The sequence below is a fragment of the Gardnerella sp. DNF01195 genome, assembly GCF_049244175.1.
GTDB lineage: Bacteria > Actinomycetota > Actinomycetes > Actinomycetales > Bifidobacteriaceae > Bifidobacterium > Bifidobacterium leopoldii.
In genome coordinates this window covers 1,167,025-1,183,194 of the sequence record NZ_CP058383.1, presented here as the reverse complement: position 1 = coordinate 1,183,194, position 16,170 = coordinate 1,167,025, and the positions used below count along the sequence as shown (strand labels likewise).

Sequence of the window (16,170 nt, the reverse complement as noted above, 5' to 3'; positions counted from 1 at the left end):
ATTTGTTATGACTGATGACACGCAAATTAGCGATACTCATATCGTTTCAGTAGCGGGTCATGGTATAGATCCTTCACCGGTTCCACCAGAGCCGGAAGGAGATTTACCTTCCGGCTCTCGCATGTTTAAGCGCAAAAATAGAAAAGGTAAGCATTTTGCACATTCTAAGCGTGCTAAAAATGACCGCCTAACTTTGCGCGATGCTATAACATGGTTCGGTATTCCAGTATTAGTAGTGATACTTATTCGTGTGTTCCTATTTGGAGCTTACACAATTCCTTCTGGCTCTATGCTAGATACTATTCATATTGGCGATTATGTTATTACGACTAAGCTAACTCCGCGCTTATTCCCATTAAAACGTGGAGATATTGTTGTTTTTGAGGATCCTGCACATTGGTTGAGTGGTGAAAATTCTTCCGGTGCTGTTGGCAAGGATTTAATTAAGCGTCTTATTGGTTTGCCTGGAGATACTGTTGAATGTAAAGGCGCTGGGCAGCCTATTGTTGTGAACGGTGTTCCAATACGAGAATCTTCCTATATTCGTCCTGGTGTTGACCCGAGTGCTTTTCCGTTTAAAGTAAAAGTCAAAGCCGGTCACGTGTTTGTTTTGGGTGATAATCGTTCTAATTCTGCAGATTCACGATACCATCGCAATGATGGCGATGACGGTTTAGTTCCTATTTCCAAAATCGAGGGCGTTGCTGTGTTTAGATCGTGGCCGCTTGATCGAATTGGTCTTTTAGACGAACATCATGATGATTTTAACAATGTGCCTGATCGTCCTGCAAAATAAAAGTATTAGCGCAATGAGTATTAACGAAATTATATTAGCGCGACTTATATCAACTGATTTCAATTATGCCAAATAAATCATCCAATATACCGCTTGTTCCATCATTTAAATATGAGCAAGATCTGCTTTCTGAAGGCTATGATTGGGTTATTGGTCTTGATGAAGTAGGAAGAGGCTCTCTTGCAGGTCCTGTGATGGTAGGAGCTGTAGTTATTGGAATTAAACAAGTAAAAGAAAACTATATGCCTGAAGGCTTAGCTGATTCTAAATTGCTGAGCGAAAAGCGTCGAGAAGAGCTTTATGAACCGTTGCAAAAATGGTGTACAACTTGGGCAGTCGGGTCTTGCACTAACACAGAAATTGATGAGTGGGGTATTAGCTATGCGCTTGGTGTCGCTGCATTAAAAGCAATTTCTAAAGTTGAAGAAGATATTAAAAAGCTAAGTTTTAGCGTAAATGCGAATACGCGTGCGAATACGCGTGCGAATTCAAACTTTCGTATTGCCGCAATATTGGATGGACCTTGCGATTATATTGACAAAGTCGCAAATACTTTTGACGCTCCTTACGTTCCGGAGCCTGTAAAAGTTCATACTTTAGTAAAAGCAGACAGGCAGTGTGCGAGCGTAGCTGCAGCTGCAGTTTTGGCAAAAGTTACTAGAGATAATCTTATGGTATCTCTTGCTAAAAATCCGCAATATGAAGCCTACGATTGGGCAAGTAATAAGGGTTACGGTTCTTTAGCTCATCGCAATGCCATTAAAAAAGTAGGACCTAGCGATTTGCATAGACTGTCTTGGCATTTATAAGCGAGGGTGCATATGGCAAAAAATGAAGCAAAACGCGTGTCAATGATCGATGTTGCGCACGCTGCTGGTGTAAGTCATCAAACTGTTTCTCGCGTTATTAATAATTCTCCTGATGTTTCTGCTAGCACGCGAATTAAAGTTCTGCGAGTTATTGAGCAGCTTGGGTATTATCCGAGTAATTCAGCACGCGCATTAGCGACTAAGAAATCGCGTACTTTAGGGCTTATCGTTGGTGCAGAAAATAGAACATCTCGAAACATTATTGCTCCTATAGAAGCGCAAGCAAAATCTCGCGGTCTTTTTCTTTCTATTAGCATGGTCAACGAAACATTATGTGAACAAAGTGATATTCAAGATTTATGCGAGAGTTTTGAAGAGCAAAATGTCGACGGATTAATAATTGACGCTCCAACAGATGCAATATTTACGTCACTGTGTCGTACGCGTATTCTTAAGCCGTGCGTATGTGTTACTGCTACTCATGGTGCAATAAGCGCGCATGAAGGCATGAATATGTTGCGTTCTCATAGCAACGTTGAGTATTCAATGATTGGTATTAATCAATCTCGCGCAATGAACGATATTGTGTCACTTATTGCGCATTATGGACATCGAAATGCCATTTACATAGCAGGTCCTTCGCAATGGAGAGGCGCTGCAACGCGACTCATTGCATGGCGTTCACTTTCAACTGCTCAAGGTATTCATTCGCATATTGTGCAATGTACTTCGTGGAAGTCTTCTGAAAGCTACGCGCGAATGAATCATATGATTGAGAAATTTGGCATAGATGGCATTGCATTGCCGACTGTTATTGTTGCTTCAAGCGATGAGCAGGCAGTAGGAGTTGTGCGTTCCTTGTATGAGCACGGTTTGAAAATTCCGAGTGATATTAGTGTTGTTGGTTTCGGCGATATTCCGGCAATAAGTGATTTTTTCCCACCTCTTACAACTGTGAGTCTCGATATGCAGCAATTAGGGTCGTTGGCAGTGCGTGAAGCTTTGAGATTAATGAATCATGGGCCTGAGCCAGCATTCCCAGATATGTCTCATGGAGTTGGGCAAATACCTGCTGGCTTAAAATTGCGTTCTTCTATTGGTGCCGTATTGAGATAATTTTGCGATTGTGAAAAATTGCATTAAAAATTATCGAGAATAGAATTAAGAATGGTATTTTTAATTATTTTTTTTGATTATTTAAATATTGCGTGAAACAGTTGTGAAACAACTTTATTTTCTTAATGCTAATATCTGGCAAAATGGCTTAAAATCAGCATAATTACGCGGATGCCGGCGTGTTGATGGTGTGTGTGAAGCGTAATCTTAACATCAGTTGGGAGTGTGTGGTTTTTTGAATAAATATGGAATAAAGAAAAGGATCAGGAGATGATAAATCGCTGCTTTGCGTTCGTGCCAGGAATTAAGCATCTAGTTATTTTAAGGTCGGCGTGTCTTGCGATTTCTTATCTTGTAAACATAGCTTTTGTCTACGTTTGCGTTGGGATGTTGTCTCCAGTATTAAGACCTGTTCGTTCTACTGGAACTTCTTTAATGAGTTCTGTTGAATTTACGTCTTACATTATTGCTTTAGCTGCTATTATTTTGCTGAAATATGCAGTTTTTTACTGGTCGTGTACTGTTTGTGCAGAAATTGAGTCGCGAATAGCTATGCGTTTGCGCCCTAAAATGTTGCACGCAATGTTATCTCTACGTTCTGTAGATATTGAAGATTCTCATGACATTACTTCTCTGCGCGTAAATGAAGATATTTTTGCAATACAAAGTTTTGTTGCTTCTTTAGTTCCACAAATTATTGCAGCTATTCCTGTTCCTGTAGTCGTTTCTGCAGCACTATTTACAGTTAACCCTGCTATAGCCGGGATTTGCGCATTAGCTGCATTGTTTAATGTCGCTTCTCTTATATTCTCGTTGGCACTAAGCCCAGTATCGTGGCGTTGTGTAAGTGCGTTATTTGCCTATGTTATTGCTGGACTCGCAATTGTTGCAACTGTTTGGTTATCTTCCGTTAAAGGTGTAGGTCTTGCTGCAGCTCTGTTAACGATGCCTTTGTTAATGTTAAGCGTCCAGCCACTGAGAATTGTTGGTAAGAATATGCATGTAGTTAAGCATGCTGTTCATGGTTTGGATCATGTTGAAGCATTGTTAAAAATGGTTACTGATTCTCCTGCTCCAATAGCATTTAGTGACGATGGTTCAACATTATCTTTGCCTGATGGCTCAACCAATATTGCTTTGCGTATGCGATGCAATATTTCGGAAAATAATGCGAATACTAATGAAGCCCAGCGTTTATCGATAATTGCAAAATCTGGTGAATTGCAAGTTATTCCAAGTAAATATCATCATGTTATGCGTGAGAAAATACTTTCTGGTACAGGTTTTAACAAATCTGCTGACATATTGCTTTCTTATAGCGACCGTTATGATATTCATGAAGATGATGTTTCTCCATTTGTAGTTTCTGAAGTATTTGACGCAAACGATAGTGCATCTTACTTGTCGTTGAATGATGCAAGTTCTGCAGCTTTAGCAGATATTGTTACTATAGTTAGCGAGCGAAGTCATCTATTTTCCACAACATTGCGAGAAAACTTACTTTTGGCTGCTCCAACAGCTACGACTACTGCGATGTGGGATGCATTGCGAGCTGTGCGAATAGATGGCGTTGTTTATGCCGATTACGACGGTCTAGATATGCCAATAGATAGACTTTTTAATAATCCTGAAGCATCCTATAATTCTGAAGATTTAAAGCGTCGTGTTATTCTTGCTAGAGCAATTTTAAGACACACTAAAGTGTACGTTTTTGATTATTCCCAATGTGATATTAGCAATCATGAAGCTGAAGAAATTGTTAAAATATTGCGTCGCATAGCGCGTTATGCGAATGTAATAGTTTTAATGCCAAATGATGCTGGAATTAGCGCAACTGATGAAATAGCAACTGTAGAATCGTATCGTCATGTTGCTAATGATAGTTCTAAAAATATTACGCAACTAAATCAATTAAACGAATCTCAGAACTCGCAAAACGTTGAGCAAGCTCAGCAAGATCCTAATAAAAACAAGCATATTTCTTCTATTGCAAGTATTGCTTACACTTATGAAGTGAGAACAATCTCAAAGTTCAAACGTGCTATTTTTGCTTTTATATCAATGTTTAGTACTGCTCTCAATCTTGTTTCTGCAGTATGTATTCCTGTTGCTATTGTTTCAGCAATGTTTGCTGTTGCAGGACGTCCAATATTTGGTTTTGTAATGCAACAGTGTGTGCTTGTTGCTGTTGCTTGTATGGCAGTTCGTGCATTAACTCTTGTTACAACATTTGCAGGTGTAGATATGCATCACGAACGTTGGCATAAAGCTCATATCAGCATGAATGTTGGAATGATATTTGCAGTTGTGCCTCTTATGGTTGTTTTGTACTATTTCGATGCGAATTTGTCTTATGTAGCTATTGCTTCGTGCGTGTTTATTATGTTTATTGTTCCTCGATACTTACTTATACGCTCCAAGCATATTGCAAATAAAGTGCGCATTGAACAACATGAAGTTGAGAATGAAGTAAGTGATATTGAACTTGGTATCGATGAAGTACTTGCATTTAGGCAAGGTGAGCATTGCGTTAATCGAATGGTTACTTCAATGCATAAAGTTTCTCAACAAAGAATGCGTTTGGCTCGTAAAAGTGGAGGCATGTCGGCACTTGTTCTTGCTATATCGTTAATTAGCATTTCTGTAGCAGCACTAGTGGTTTCTCACACTATCCATCCAGTTCCAGCTAATATTCCAGCATGGAGCACTGTTTATGCTGTTATGGCAATGGTTTTGCTTGTAATTATGATTCAGCAAGTTGTAGATGTTGTTTTACAAAGAATACCGTCTGTTATGAGAGTTAAGAGCAGTAACTAACTTTAATTTAAAAAATATAGAATATGCATAAGTTGGGTTGGGGGACTGGACATGCGTAATCGTTGTAACAAGAGGCAGTTTCTTGCGCTGTTTTGGATGCTGCTGTTTGCTGTTTTATGTGGGATTGTTATTGGCTTGTTGCTTCCTAAAATAAACAGTAACGTTGGGAAGATTACAGGAGAATATGAAGCAAGCGGAGAAGCTGCGCAAGCATTGAAAAAATTGCGTATATCTAAGCCTTATCGTTACGGGTACGAGCGTCAAGTATTTGGATATCGTACTACTGACGATGACGGTAACGGATGTGACGTTAGGGAAGATGTTTTAGCGCGTGATTTACAAAATGTGAAATACAAGTACGCAGGATCTTGCCAAGTGCGTTTCGGCTTGTTGCATGATCCGTATACTGGCAAAGATATCAACTTCGTGCGTGGGCGAAAAACTAGTGCCTTAATTCAAATAGATCATGTTGTTGCATTACAAAATGCGTGGGAATCTGGAGCATGGAAATGGAACCGTGCAAAACGATTAAAATTTGGCAACGATATGATGAATCTGCTCGCGGTTGAAGGAGCTGCTAATCAAGAAAAAGGTTCCGCGTCCGCAGCTTACTGGCTTCCTTCAAACAAAACCTTTAGGTGCGAATATGTTGCTAGGCAAATAGCTGTTAAATATAAATATGGTTTAACTGTAACTCGCGAAGAAAAGCAGAGTATGGAAAGCGTATTGCATAACTGTTCTGCACAGAAATTGCCAAAGTAAGGATTTTGCTCAGTCTAGCATCCTTAAAGGCGACTTAGTAAGCGTTTAATAAGCATTTAGTAATGATTATGGGTGTGATCGTGCATTACGTCGTGATGCTCTGCTGAATGAGGAATATGCAAAACGCGCATGCGGTCAATAGCTCTACGCGCAAGATTGTGAGCAGAACCTGTGCCTTCGCCCTTGACTCCAAAAATAACGATAAGAGCCATAATTCCCGTAATAATAGCACTAATGCGCAAAGTCCATTGAACTCCAAAAATACTAGCAGCAACATCGGCAGCGTGACCTGTGCCAGAATGGTGAAGAGTTGTCAATACTGTCATTGTAACTACTAAAACAGGTGCTCCAATAGCACCCCAAAGTTGACGCATAGTATTAGTTACAGCAGAACCGTCGCCAAGCTCTTCCTTACGCAAACAATTAAGTGACCACGTAGTTATTGGCATAAGCAAGAATCCCATGCCAATTTGGCGAGTAAACTGCCAAATGGAAATCCACCAAATCCACGTATCCATGTCAATAAGACTCATCATTACAGTGCCAAAAAACAGAATAATAGAGCCTGCCATAGCAACTGGGCGCACTCCAAAGCGATCTAGCATACGACCGCCAAAATACTGCGAAATAGCCATGCCGAATGCTCCAGGAAGCAGAATTAAGCCGCTCATAGTTGCTGAAAAACCACGATCAGACTGAATATAAAGCGGAATAAGCACCATAATTGAGCTGAAAGCAAAAAATGTAAGGCAAGCGCAAATAGTACCTACCATAAAGTAGCGGTTTTTAAGCACATTAAGACCAAGAAGAGGAGTGTGACCGCGTTTTTGCGCTCGCAACTGCCTTATAACAAACCAAGCAATTCCAAAAGCACCAATAATCATAGGAGCCCAAGATAATGGGTGGGAAACTCCGCATCCTTCAATATTAGTGAATCCAAACATGAGTCCGCCGAAGCCGATAACCGAAAGACCAACCGAGAAGAAATCAGCATGCGCGTTAAGATCATGTTCTCCAAAATTATGCAAGAAAAATACTGCTAAAACGACGGATATCGCTCCGATAATAGTAAGAGAGCAGAAAATAGAACGCCATCCATTAATATCAGTTTGCAAACCGCCAATAGTAGGACCGATTGCTGGAGCAATACTCATAGCCATGCCGACGCTTCCCATTGCCACACCTCTGCGAGTAACAGGGTAGACGGAGAATACGGTAATTTGTAAAACAGGCCACATTACGCCAGTGCCAATAGCTTCAAGAGTTCTGCCAACAAGTGCCATCATAAAGTCGCTACTAAGCCATGCAAGTACGGATCCAAAAGTAAAAAGCGACATGGAAGTAATAACAATTTGGCGAGTAGAAAAGCGTCTTGTTAAAAATGCTGTAAGTGGAACCATAATTGCCATAATCAGCTGGAAAATAGAAGTAAGCCACTGACCAGTTGTGACGCTTATGCCAAATTCTTGAACTATTGTTGGCAATGCTGCAGTAAGTTGTAATTGTGCGAAATTGCCAATAAATGTAATAAACGTAAGAATAGCAAGAGAAATTAAAGCAGGACGTGTAAGACGATTGTTATTGTATGCTTCTTCGCCTGTTAGCGCATGGCTGAGATTTTGGCTTTTATTAGACAGCCATGTTGAGTGCATCAAAATAAAACATCCTTTTTATTCTTAAACGTAGTTTTTCTTAAGCATATTTTTAAGCATAGGTGGCAAAAGTCAATCGACTTAAGTCTATTCTCTTATCTATTACAACGAAAAATTGTAAGACTTAATTTGCGCAAAACAATAATATCTAGACTGATTCTAATCAGTAGCTGTGGTAGGAAAGCCAATGATTGTAAGCGCCTTGAATGGAGCCATAACGACCATTGCAATAATTCCAGAACCAGCGGAGCTGAGTTTGATAGTTAGTAGCCCAATCAGCTCCGGCAGAAGCCATTTTTCCGCCTGGCAAAGCTTGAGGTAAACCGTAAGCTCCAGAAGGATTCATTGCGTTTACGCGCCAGCCAGATTCATGAGAAATAATAAATACTGTTGCAGTAAAATCAGCTTCACTATAACCGTTAGAAATAAGCCAATCGTGAGCCCATTGTTGCATCTCGCCAGCAGGAACAGTCGTGCCGATAGAAGCAGCTAAGCCAAGTCCGGCAGAAGAACCGCCAGTTCCAACAAGAATAACCTTATCTTTTGGAGCTTTTTTAACATAAGAAGCAAAAATATTAGAGGAAACTATTTTTCCCTTAGTTCGAGTAACTATTTTTGCTGTTTCCATTACGCCGTTAGCGCCTTCACTTTGCACCTTCTCAGTACCTTTTGGAAGTGCAGCAGTTTCCTTTTTAACGACGTTAAACGCGATTGGGTCGTCGGAATTTTCTAATTTTGCGCCTGCACGATTAATAGTAATAACAGTTGATTCGCTAACTTTAGTTGTAAGAGATGGAGTAACAACATCGTGTGGCTCAAGAGTGATATCCCCGGCATCAAGAACGGATTTTACATCAGTGAAATTATTGCCCAAAATAGTACGATGATGACCATTTATAACAACGTTAACATATGAAGTTGCGCTATCATGCAACATGCGACGGCTAGCACTACGAGAAACTTGCGAAGAATCGGTTGCCGAATAAGAAGTAACCTGAACAGCGTGACCTTTAGACGAAGTGTAAAAATCTCGCGAGGCAAAACCAAGTATCACCAAAGCAATGAAGCCTAAAATAACCGCGCTAACTCTAGCCCACTGTCGTAAACTGAGTGAACCAAGCGTAACAGTATGCTTACGGTGACTGGCCATAACCCTCCTTATTCCTGCAATTACTCTATTGATACTTGCAAACGCTCGCAACGTAGACTAATAAAACATAAGAAACATGCGTTAAAATGTATGTGCAAAACGTATATGCAAAACCTCACATATTGTATCTCATGGCATAGTCTATAAATCAGGATTCAGAATCAGCAGGTTCGTAAGATTTAGCTTGTTCAACCAAATCTTCTAAATCAGAAGCTAGTAATGCTCCAGCTTGTCTATAAATAACTTCGCCGCGCTTAATAACCATTACTGTTGGAACAGCTTGGATTTGAGCAGCTGCAGCAATCTCGTTGCTTTTGTCAATATCAACTTTTACAAAAGGAATTTCGGGATATTTTTCACTGACCTTCTCAAAAATAGGACCAAAAGACCTGCATGGACCGCACCACGTTGCCCAAAAATCGACAACAACTATTTCATTTGTCGAAGCAATCTTCTCAAAATTTTCTGTAGTAGCATGTATTGCTGCCATATTACTCCCTCAATATTTTGCGTATTTGCTTTATTGTACGTGCCGCCTTGCATAAATGTTGTCGATAGTGCGCTTATCTGTCGTCTTGCGGCACTAGGCTAGGAGTCATGCTTGATATCCAATTTATTCGTGAACATGCCGACGTAGTTAAGGAATCGCAGCGCAAGCGCGGTGAATCCGTTGAGCTCGTCGATGAAGTATTGCACAACGATGACTTGCGTCGTACTGCTCTTAAGGCTTTTGAAGAGGCTCGCGCTGAGCAAAAAGCTATTGGTAAGAAGGTTGCAACAGCTAGCGCGGAGGAAAAGGTTGCTCTTATTGCCGAAACTAAAGAATTAGCTTCGAAGGTTGCAGAATACAAGGCTGAATCCGAAAAAGCTACTGCCGACTACACTACAGCAATGTGGAAGCTTTCTAACATCGTTGAAGATGAAGCTCCAGAAGGCGGAGAAGACGATTATGTTGTAGTTAAGAAGGTTGGCACACCTCGCGATTTTGCAGCAGAAGGTTTCGAGCCAAAGGATCATTTGACTCTTGGAACTGGAGTTGCTGGAATTGATATGCGTCGCGGCGTGAAGGTTGCAGGATCTCGCTTCTACTTCTTGCGCGGTGCTGTGGCTCGCTTGCAAATCGCAATGCTTACTATGGCTGTCGATCAAGCCGAAGAGCACGGTTTTACGCTTGCGATTACGCCAACGCTTGTGCGCCCGGAAGTAATGCGCGGAACTGGCTTCTTGAATTCTCATGCGGACGAGATTTACCGTTTGCGCGAGCCAGATGATCAGTATTTGGTCGGTACTTCCGAAGTTGCTTTGGCTGGTATGCATGAGGATGAGATTCTTGACTTAAGCAATGGTGCTTTGCGTTATTGCGGTTGGTCGAGCTGCTACCGTCGTGAGGCTGGTGCTGCCGGAAAGGATACTTCTGGTATTATTCGCGTGCATCAGTTTGATAAAGTTGAGATGTTCGTTTATTGCAAGCAGGAAGATTCTCGCGCTGAGCATCAGAAGTTGCTAGGCATGGAGCAAGAAATGCTTGCTAAGGTAGAAGTGCCTTACCGCATTATTGATACTGCTGCAGGTGACCTTGGTTCTTCTGCCGCTCGTAAGTTTGATTGCGAAGCTTGGGTTCCAACGCAAGGACGTTACCGTGAGCTTACTTCTACTTCTAACTGCACTGAGTATCAGGCTCGCCGCTTGAATGTGCGTGAACGTATGGAAGATGGTGGAACTCGTCCAGTTAGTACGCTTAACGGCACTTTGGCTACTACTCGCTGGCTTGTGGCTATTTTGGAAAATCATCAGCATGAGGATGGTTCGATTGATATTCCGAAGGCTATGCAGGCTTATATGGGTGGCAAGGAAGTCATTGAGCCAACTAAGTGGGAAGCGTGAGTTTGCTCGTGCACAAACACGGCGTTTGTTTCAAAAAATCGTTTAATTAACTATAAAGCCCGGGAAATTACCTGGGCTTTGTTTTTTAGTTGATAAGTTTTTTGAATCTGGGTGTTGTGTGTTGCGTTCTATACGTGATGATATGCTTACCACTTGTGCGTTAAAAGCGGCAATTTGATTGCTTTCGCGCGCAAATGGATGGGTGTCCGAGCGGTCTAAGGAGACGGTCTTGAAAACCGTTGTAGGGAAACCTACCGCGAGTTCGAATCTCGCCTCATCCGCGAATTAACTAAGCCTAAAGCATGTGAAATTGCTTTAGGCTTTTTTAATTCGCCGAGCTTGCTCAGGGTTGGAAGCACAGTGTGCTTCCAACGCAAGCGAGGTCTTTCTGCGTCAATAAAGACGCAGAAAGTGTGGGCTAGTGTGTTTAACGTAGTGTGTCAGGTTTGTGTTGCTGCATTTCGCGCTTGAAGCTTTTTTAATTCGCCGAGCTCGGGAAATTAGCAAATTGCGGCAGAAACTTTACAGCGGTGTAAAGAAACGGTCGGTTGTGCGCGGAATAACGGCAGAAACTTTACAGCAGCGCACAGTTTATGCCGCCTACGCACCAAAAAACGGCAGAAACTTTACGTGGGTGTAAAGGAACGGTCGGTTGCGCGCGAGAATCCGATTGAAACGTGCGCTCGCTCGATTTTAGCGCGTGGAATAATGACGCTCTTGAGAAGTGATTGCGTCAAGGAAGAAGTTCGCACCTTCGCGGCAAGACGTGCTGCTTTCGAAATCTTCCGGAGCGTAAGGCGCAACGCTTTCAAACATCTCCTCGTAATCAGCAACGCTTAAACGCACGCGCGAATCAAGCATATCCGCATGCTCGCGCGCAAACAGCGCATTTCTAAATCCTGGCGCAATCGTGCCGCTGAAAAATTCACCAACAGCGCCGGAGCCGTAAGAAAATAGCCCAATCTTATCGCCGCTTTTAAGTGCAGTAAGATTACTATTTTCGCAAGTAAATTCGTCTAACTCAAGTAAAGACAGCAATCCCAAATACAGGGAACCCGTATAGATGTTGCCTACGCGACGGCTGTACTTCGTGCTGGTTTCATAGCGCGAAAGTAAGCGATTGCGCGACGACTCGCTTAGGTTGCTATTATCGCAAGAATCCATCGCAGCCTTAAGCGCCTTCAAACCCATTTTCGTATACGGCAAGTGGAAGCACAATCCGGCAAAATCGTTGAAATTACAACCGTTTTGCGCACAATACTTTTGCCACACATCGCAGAAAAATTGTATGTACTGCTCAGTCGAAAACTTTCCGCGAGCAAGCGCAGTGTCTTGGTAAACAGGTCGCCAAAAGTCCTGAATATCAGCGGATTTCACAACGCTATCGTCGTTAATTTTAAGCACGTGCGGGTTCGCGCTCACAAGCATTGCTACAGCCCCTGCTCCCTGCGTTACTTCGCCAGGTGTAGCAAGACCGTAGCGCGCAATATCGGCTGCAATAACAAGCACTTGCGGATTTTTTTCGGCGTGCGCGCGCACGTAGTCACACGCCATCATCAAAGCCGCGGTGCCGCCGTAGCAAGCTTCTTTTACTTCAATAGAGCGCACCCACGGCGTGAATTTTAGCAGATTTTGAACGTACAGAGCACTCGATTTACTTGCGTCGACGCCGCTTTCTGTGCCGACGATTAGCATTTTGAGGCGATTGCTATCGATGTGGGGTAGCAGTGGGAGGGCAGCTTGCGCGGCGAGAGTGACGATGTCTTGGTGATTTGGTGGCACAGATTGTTCGCTTTGACCGATTCCGATTGTGAATTTGTTAGGGTCGATTCCGCGGTGTTCCGCCAGTTCTTCGAGGTTTAGGTAATAGTGCGGCGTTGTGAAGGAGATGCGGTCGATGCCGACGGCAAGGGGAGTGGTTGCTGATGTTTCGGTATTTTGTGTGTTCATTTGTCCTAAAATTCCTAAATTTTTCTTAATTTTTCTTAATTTTTACTTGATTCTCGTAACTTTTGAAGTAATTGCGTAACTTTTTCTGTAGTTCTTTCTGCAGGGCTAAGTTGCAAAATATCATGCGCGATTTCCGTGATTTCCGCACCTTTGGCACCTGCTGCAATTGCTAGGTTTGAAGACTGTAATGCCATATGACCTGCTTGAATTCCAGGGCCTGCTAGTGCGCGAAGAGCTGCAAGATTTTGCACCAAACCGAGCGCGGCAAGCGTGTTTCTAAAGTCGTTTGCGTTTTTGTAATTACCGATTTTGATCGCGAGTTTTGCCATTGGAAGCGATGAGATTGAGCCGCCAACAATGCCGATCTGTAGCGGAATTTCAATACTGCCATGGAGTATGGTTTTTCCGTTTAAAGTTTCGGTGTTCCACTTTGACAGTGGTAGGTAGCGACCGGAGCGCGCCGCCCACGCGTGTGCTGCCGATTCTAGCGCTCGCGTATCATTTCCTGACGCGAGCGCGGCTCCTGCGATTCCGTTTAGGATTCCTTTGTTGTGCGTGGCGGCGCGCGCAGGGTCGCTGGCGGCAAGCGCGCTCAATGCCGCGATTCGGCGCGCAAGGCGTTTTCCTTCGCTCTCTCGCTCAGAGTCTTCCAGCCGCCTGGATGCTAGTGCTTCAACCGGTATATGCACTTCTGCTGTGGTGGCAACGCGGCTGGTGTTTGTGAGTATTGCCACTAGCGCCTGCACGCCGAGCCAGCTCTCCAGCTGGGCTTTGACGGCTTCGCCCATAGTGTTTACTGTGTTGGCGCCCATTGCGTCGCATGTGTCTACGTCAATCTCGAGCTTTGCGAAGCCGTGCAAAGCTGAAGCGCGGCATTTTCGCGCGCCGCCACCCCTTTTACTCATTGATGGGTGTGACTCGTTTGCAATGCGCAACAGTTCTGCAACCTTTTCTTTATCTTCAACGATTCTGCGCAATTGCGCCGCCACGCTCCCGTCTGCGTCCTCAAAAGCTATTTGCGCTGTAGTCACGTATTGTGGGGAGCGCGCAATAATTCCGTATCCAACGTCAGTCGCCGCGTCAAATCCAACGTCAGTCGCCGCGTCAAATCCAGCGCCAGTCTCCGCCGCAATCCGCGCCCCATTGCACGCAGCTGCAATCACGGACGGCTCTTCGGTTGCAACCAGCACGTCCCGCACTTCGCCGTTCACAATCAGCCCACGCACAACGCCAACCGGCAGCGTATACTTTCCAATTTGATGCTCAATCATATGATTTGCAACGTCTGCAGGAATTGTAGTATCAGAACTTTCCGCAAACTGTTTAAGCAAAAATGTTGCATCAGCATCGTTAATTGCGCCCTCATTTTGCAAGGTTTTTATGCGATTTTCCACGCCTAATTCGCGAAAAGCAGTCATCGAAATCACCTCATGATTTGTAGACTACGAATGCTTCTGATCGCTTCGCATTCTGACTTAGTTGTTTTGCAGTCTGACTTTATTGTTTTACATTTTGGCTTGATTGTTTCGCATTCTAATTTGCATAGAAACGCCGATTCCGCCGCCGACGCACAGCGCAGCAACTCCATTTAACTTATTGCTATCTCGCAAAGCGTATATAAGCGTCGTCAAAATCCTAGCTCCGCTAGCGCCCAGCGGATGACCGAGTGCAATTGCTCCACCGCGTACGTTTAGTTTTGACTCGTCAATATGAAGTTGCTCCGAAACGGCAATGCTTTGCGCTGCAAACGCTTCGTTTATTTCGAATAAGTCAATGTTGTCAACGCTGCTACCGGTCGCATTTAGCATGCGTTCCATCACATGTTTTGGAGCATATCCCATTAAATCTGGGTCGATTCCGCCTTCTGCGAATCCCACAATTTGCGCAAGATATTCAATTCCGTGCGCTTGCGCGTAATCTTTGCTCATAAGCACTAGAGCTGCAGCTCCGTCGTTAATTCCGCTTGCGTTTCCGGCAGTTACAGTCGATTCGTGCTTGCAAACTTCGTGCTTGCAAACTTCGTTCTCGCTAATTTCGTTCTTGCCAACTTCGCAAGTCGCGCCCGAAGTTTCTTCCGATGCTTTAAAAAGCGTGCGCAATTTCGACAACTGCTCTAAAGACGTATCTTCGCGAGGATGCTCGTCTTGAGTTATAACAGTTCCGTTTGCAAGCGTTACTGGCACAATTTCAGAAGCAAAATCGCCTCGTTTAATAGCGGCAACAGCTTTTTGGTGAGATTTAAGTGCAAAAATATCTTGTGCTTCGCGAGTGATACCAAATTTTGCTGCAACATTTTCTGCAGTAACGCCCATTGCGTCGCCAGTAAAAGCGTCGTTTAAGCCGTCTCGTTGCAAACCGTCAATAAGCGCAAAATTCCCGTATTTGTGTCCGCTAAATCGCGAATTAGTTGCGTAAAACGGTACGTTGCTCATGCTTTCAGTGCCGCCTGCAACAACAACTTGCGCATCTCCCATAACGATTGCGGATTGTGCTAAACGCACTGCTTTTAAACCGGATCCGCATACTTCGTTAATTGTCATTGCGCAGCTAGAAGTATCTAAGCCTGCTTTTAACGCAATTTGGCGAGCAACGTTTTGTCCGCTGCCTGCTTGTAATACGTTTCCAAAAATAGCTTGATCCACGTCGTGTGAGCTAATTCCAGCGCGTTCTATTGCTGCTTTTGCTGCGATTGTTCCTAAATCAACTGAGGAAAGCGAAGATAAGCTGCCGCCGAATTTGCCAATAGGCGTACGTACAGCGCTTGCAATCACCACATCAGTCATATGTTTAGCCACCTAATCAATTGTTTGTTGCAATACGTGTTGAAGTATACCAACCGGACTACTTTATCGTATTTTTCGACAAAATTACCATTTGCGAAAAATTTTTCTCGTTTCCTTCACAATTAAACGTGCTTCAGTGAGTTCGCTCACCCGAATCCGGCATAAACTTTACAGCGGTGTGAAGTTTCGGTCGGCTACGCGCCTGAAAGCGGCATAAATTTTACAGCGTTGTAAAGTAACGGTCGTTTGCTCGCCAAATAGCGGCAGAAACTTTACAGTCGTGTAAAGTAATGGTCGGCTACGCGCCTGAATCTGGCATAAACTTTGCGCTCGTGTAAATTAAGGGTCGTATTTTCCCAAACCTCCTGAAGCTTTGCGCCAGTGCTTCTGCGAAAAGTGGTTTTGTAGCTTTGCGCCTGTGCTCTGCAGACGTTGCGTCTGTAGCTTTGCA

Annotated in this window: 12 protein-coding genes and 1 tRNA gene; 7 read left to right on the top strand and 6 right to left on the bottom strand. The window is 43.5% G+C overall.

Annotated features, from left to right (window positions below):
- The first annotated feature begins 7 nt into the window (after window positions 1-7).
- From lepB to HXT43_RS04415, 5 genes are all read left to right on the top strand, one after another.
- On the top strand, window positions 8-796 hold the full coding sequence (lepB, locus tag HXT43_RS04435; RefSeq protein WP_004105326.1) for a signal peptidase I: 789 nt from the start codon (window positions 8-10) through the stop codon (window positions 794-796).
- A gap of 65 nt (window positions 797-861) precedes the next feature.
- Window positions 862-1,605, top strand: coding sequence for a ribonuclease HII (locus tag HXT43_RS04430; RefSeq protein ID WP_410297447.1), 744 nt, complete (start codon window positions 862-864; stop codon window positions 1,603-1,605).
- Between the two features lie 12 nt (window positions 1,606-1,617).
- Window positions 1,618-2,721 (top strand): LacI family DNA-binding transcriptional regulator, encoded by a 1,104-nt coding sequence (locus HXT43_RS04425; protein ID WP_004105321.1) that lies wholly within the window; start codon window positions 1,618-1,620, stop codon window positions 2,719-2,721.
- Between the two features lie 270 nt (window positions 2,722-2,991).
- The gene (locus HXT43_RS04420; protein WP_415688593.1) at window positions 2,992-5,538 is read left to right on the top strand and encodes an ABC transporter; all 2,547 of its coding nucleotides are present in this window, start codon (window positions 2,992-2,994) and stop codon (window positions 5,536-5,538) included.
- Between the two features lie 51 nt (window positions 5,539-5,589).
- A complete protein-coding gene (locus tag HXT43_RS04415; protein WP_004574033.1) occupies window positions 5,590-6,300 on the top strand; it encodes an HNH endonuclease family protein in 711 nt (236 codons plus the stop codon).
- Window positions 6,301-6,356: 56 nt separating this feature from the next.
- Here HXT43_RS04415 and HXT43_RS04410 read toward each other — a convergent pair whose 3' ends face one another.
- The 3 genes from HXT43_RS04410 to trxA form a co-directional block, all read right to left on the bottom strand.
- A complete protein-coding gene (locus tag HXT43_RS04410) occupies window positions 6,357-7,952 on the bottom strand; it encodes an MDR family MFS transporter (RefSeq protein ID WP_004105306.1) in 1,596 nt (531 codons plus the stop codon).
- 163 nt (window positions 7,953-8,115) lie between these two features.
- Complete coding sequence (locus tag HXT43_RS04405) at window positions 8,116-9,102, bottom strand: G5 domain-containing protein (protein WP_004574031.1); 987 nt, start codon at window positions 9,100-9,102, stop codon at window positions 8,116-8,118.
- 148 nt (window positions 9,103-9,250) lie between these two features.
- A complete protein-coding gene (gene trxA / locus HXT43_RS04400; protein ID WP_004105301.1) occupies window positions 9,251-9,592 on the bottom strand; it encodes a thioredoxin in 342 nt (113 codons plus the stop codon).
- Between the two features lie 107 nt (window positions 9,593-9,699).
- Between trxA and serS the strand changes: the two genes are divergently transcribed.
- Together serS and HXT43_RS04390 are read left to right on the top strand one after the other, a co-directional pair.
- Complete coding sequence (gene serS / locus HXT43_RS04395; RefSeq protein ID WP_004574030.1) at window positions 9,700-10,986, top strand: serine--tRNA ligase; 1,287 nt, start codon at window positions 9,700-9,702, stop codon at window positions 10,984-10,986.
- A 196-nt stretch (window positions 10,987-11,182) separates the two neighbouring features.
- Window positions 11,183-11,267: transfer RNA gene (locus HXT43_RS04390), tRNA-Ser, on the top strand.
- A gap of 412 nt (window positions 11,268-11,679) precedes the next feature.
- Here the strand turns inward: HXT43_RS04390 and HXT43_RS04385 are convergent.
- The 3 genes from HXT43_RS04385 to HXT43_RS04375 form a co-directional block, all read right to left on the bottom strand.
- Window positions 11,680-12,936: a hydroxymethylglutaryl-CoA synthase gene (locus tag HXT43_RS04385; protein WP_116442607.1), complete on the bottom strand. Its 1,257-nt coding sequence runs from the start codon at window positions 12,934-12,936 to the stop codon at window positions 11,680-11,682.
- Window positions 12,937-12,971: 35 nt separating this feature from the next.
- Window positions 12,972-14,354 (bottom strand): hydroxymethylglutaryl-CoA reductase, degradative, encoded by a 1,383-nt coding sequence (locus HXT43_RS04380; RefSeq protein ID WP_116442608.1) that lies wholly within the window; start codon window positions 14,352-14,354, stop codon window positions 12,972-12,974.
- Window positions 14,355-14,441: 87 nt separating this feature from the next.
- Window positions 14,442-15,719: an acetyl-CoA C-acyltransferase gene (locus HXT43_RS04375; protein ID WP_064340379.1), complete on the bottom strand. Its 1,278-nt coding sequence runs from the start codon at window positions 15,717-15,719 to the stop codon at window positions 14,442-14,444.
- Window positions 15,720-16,170: the final 451 nt, after the last annotated feature.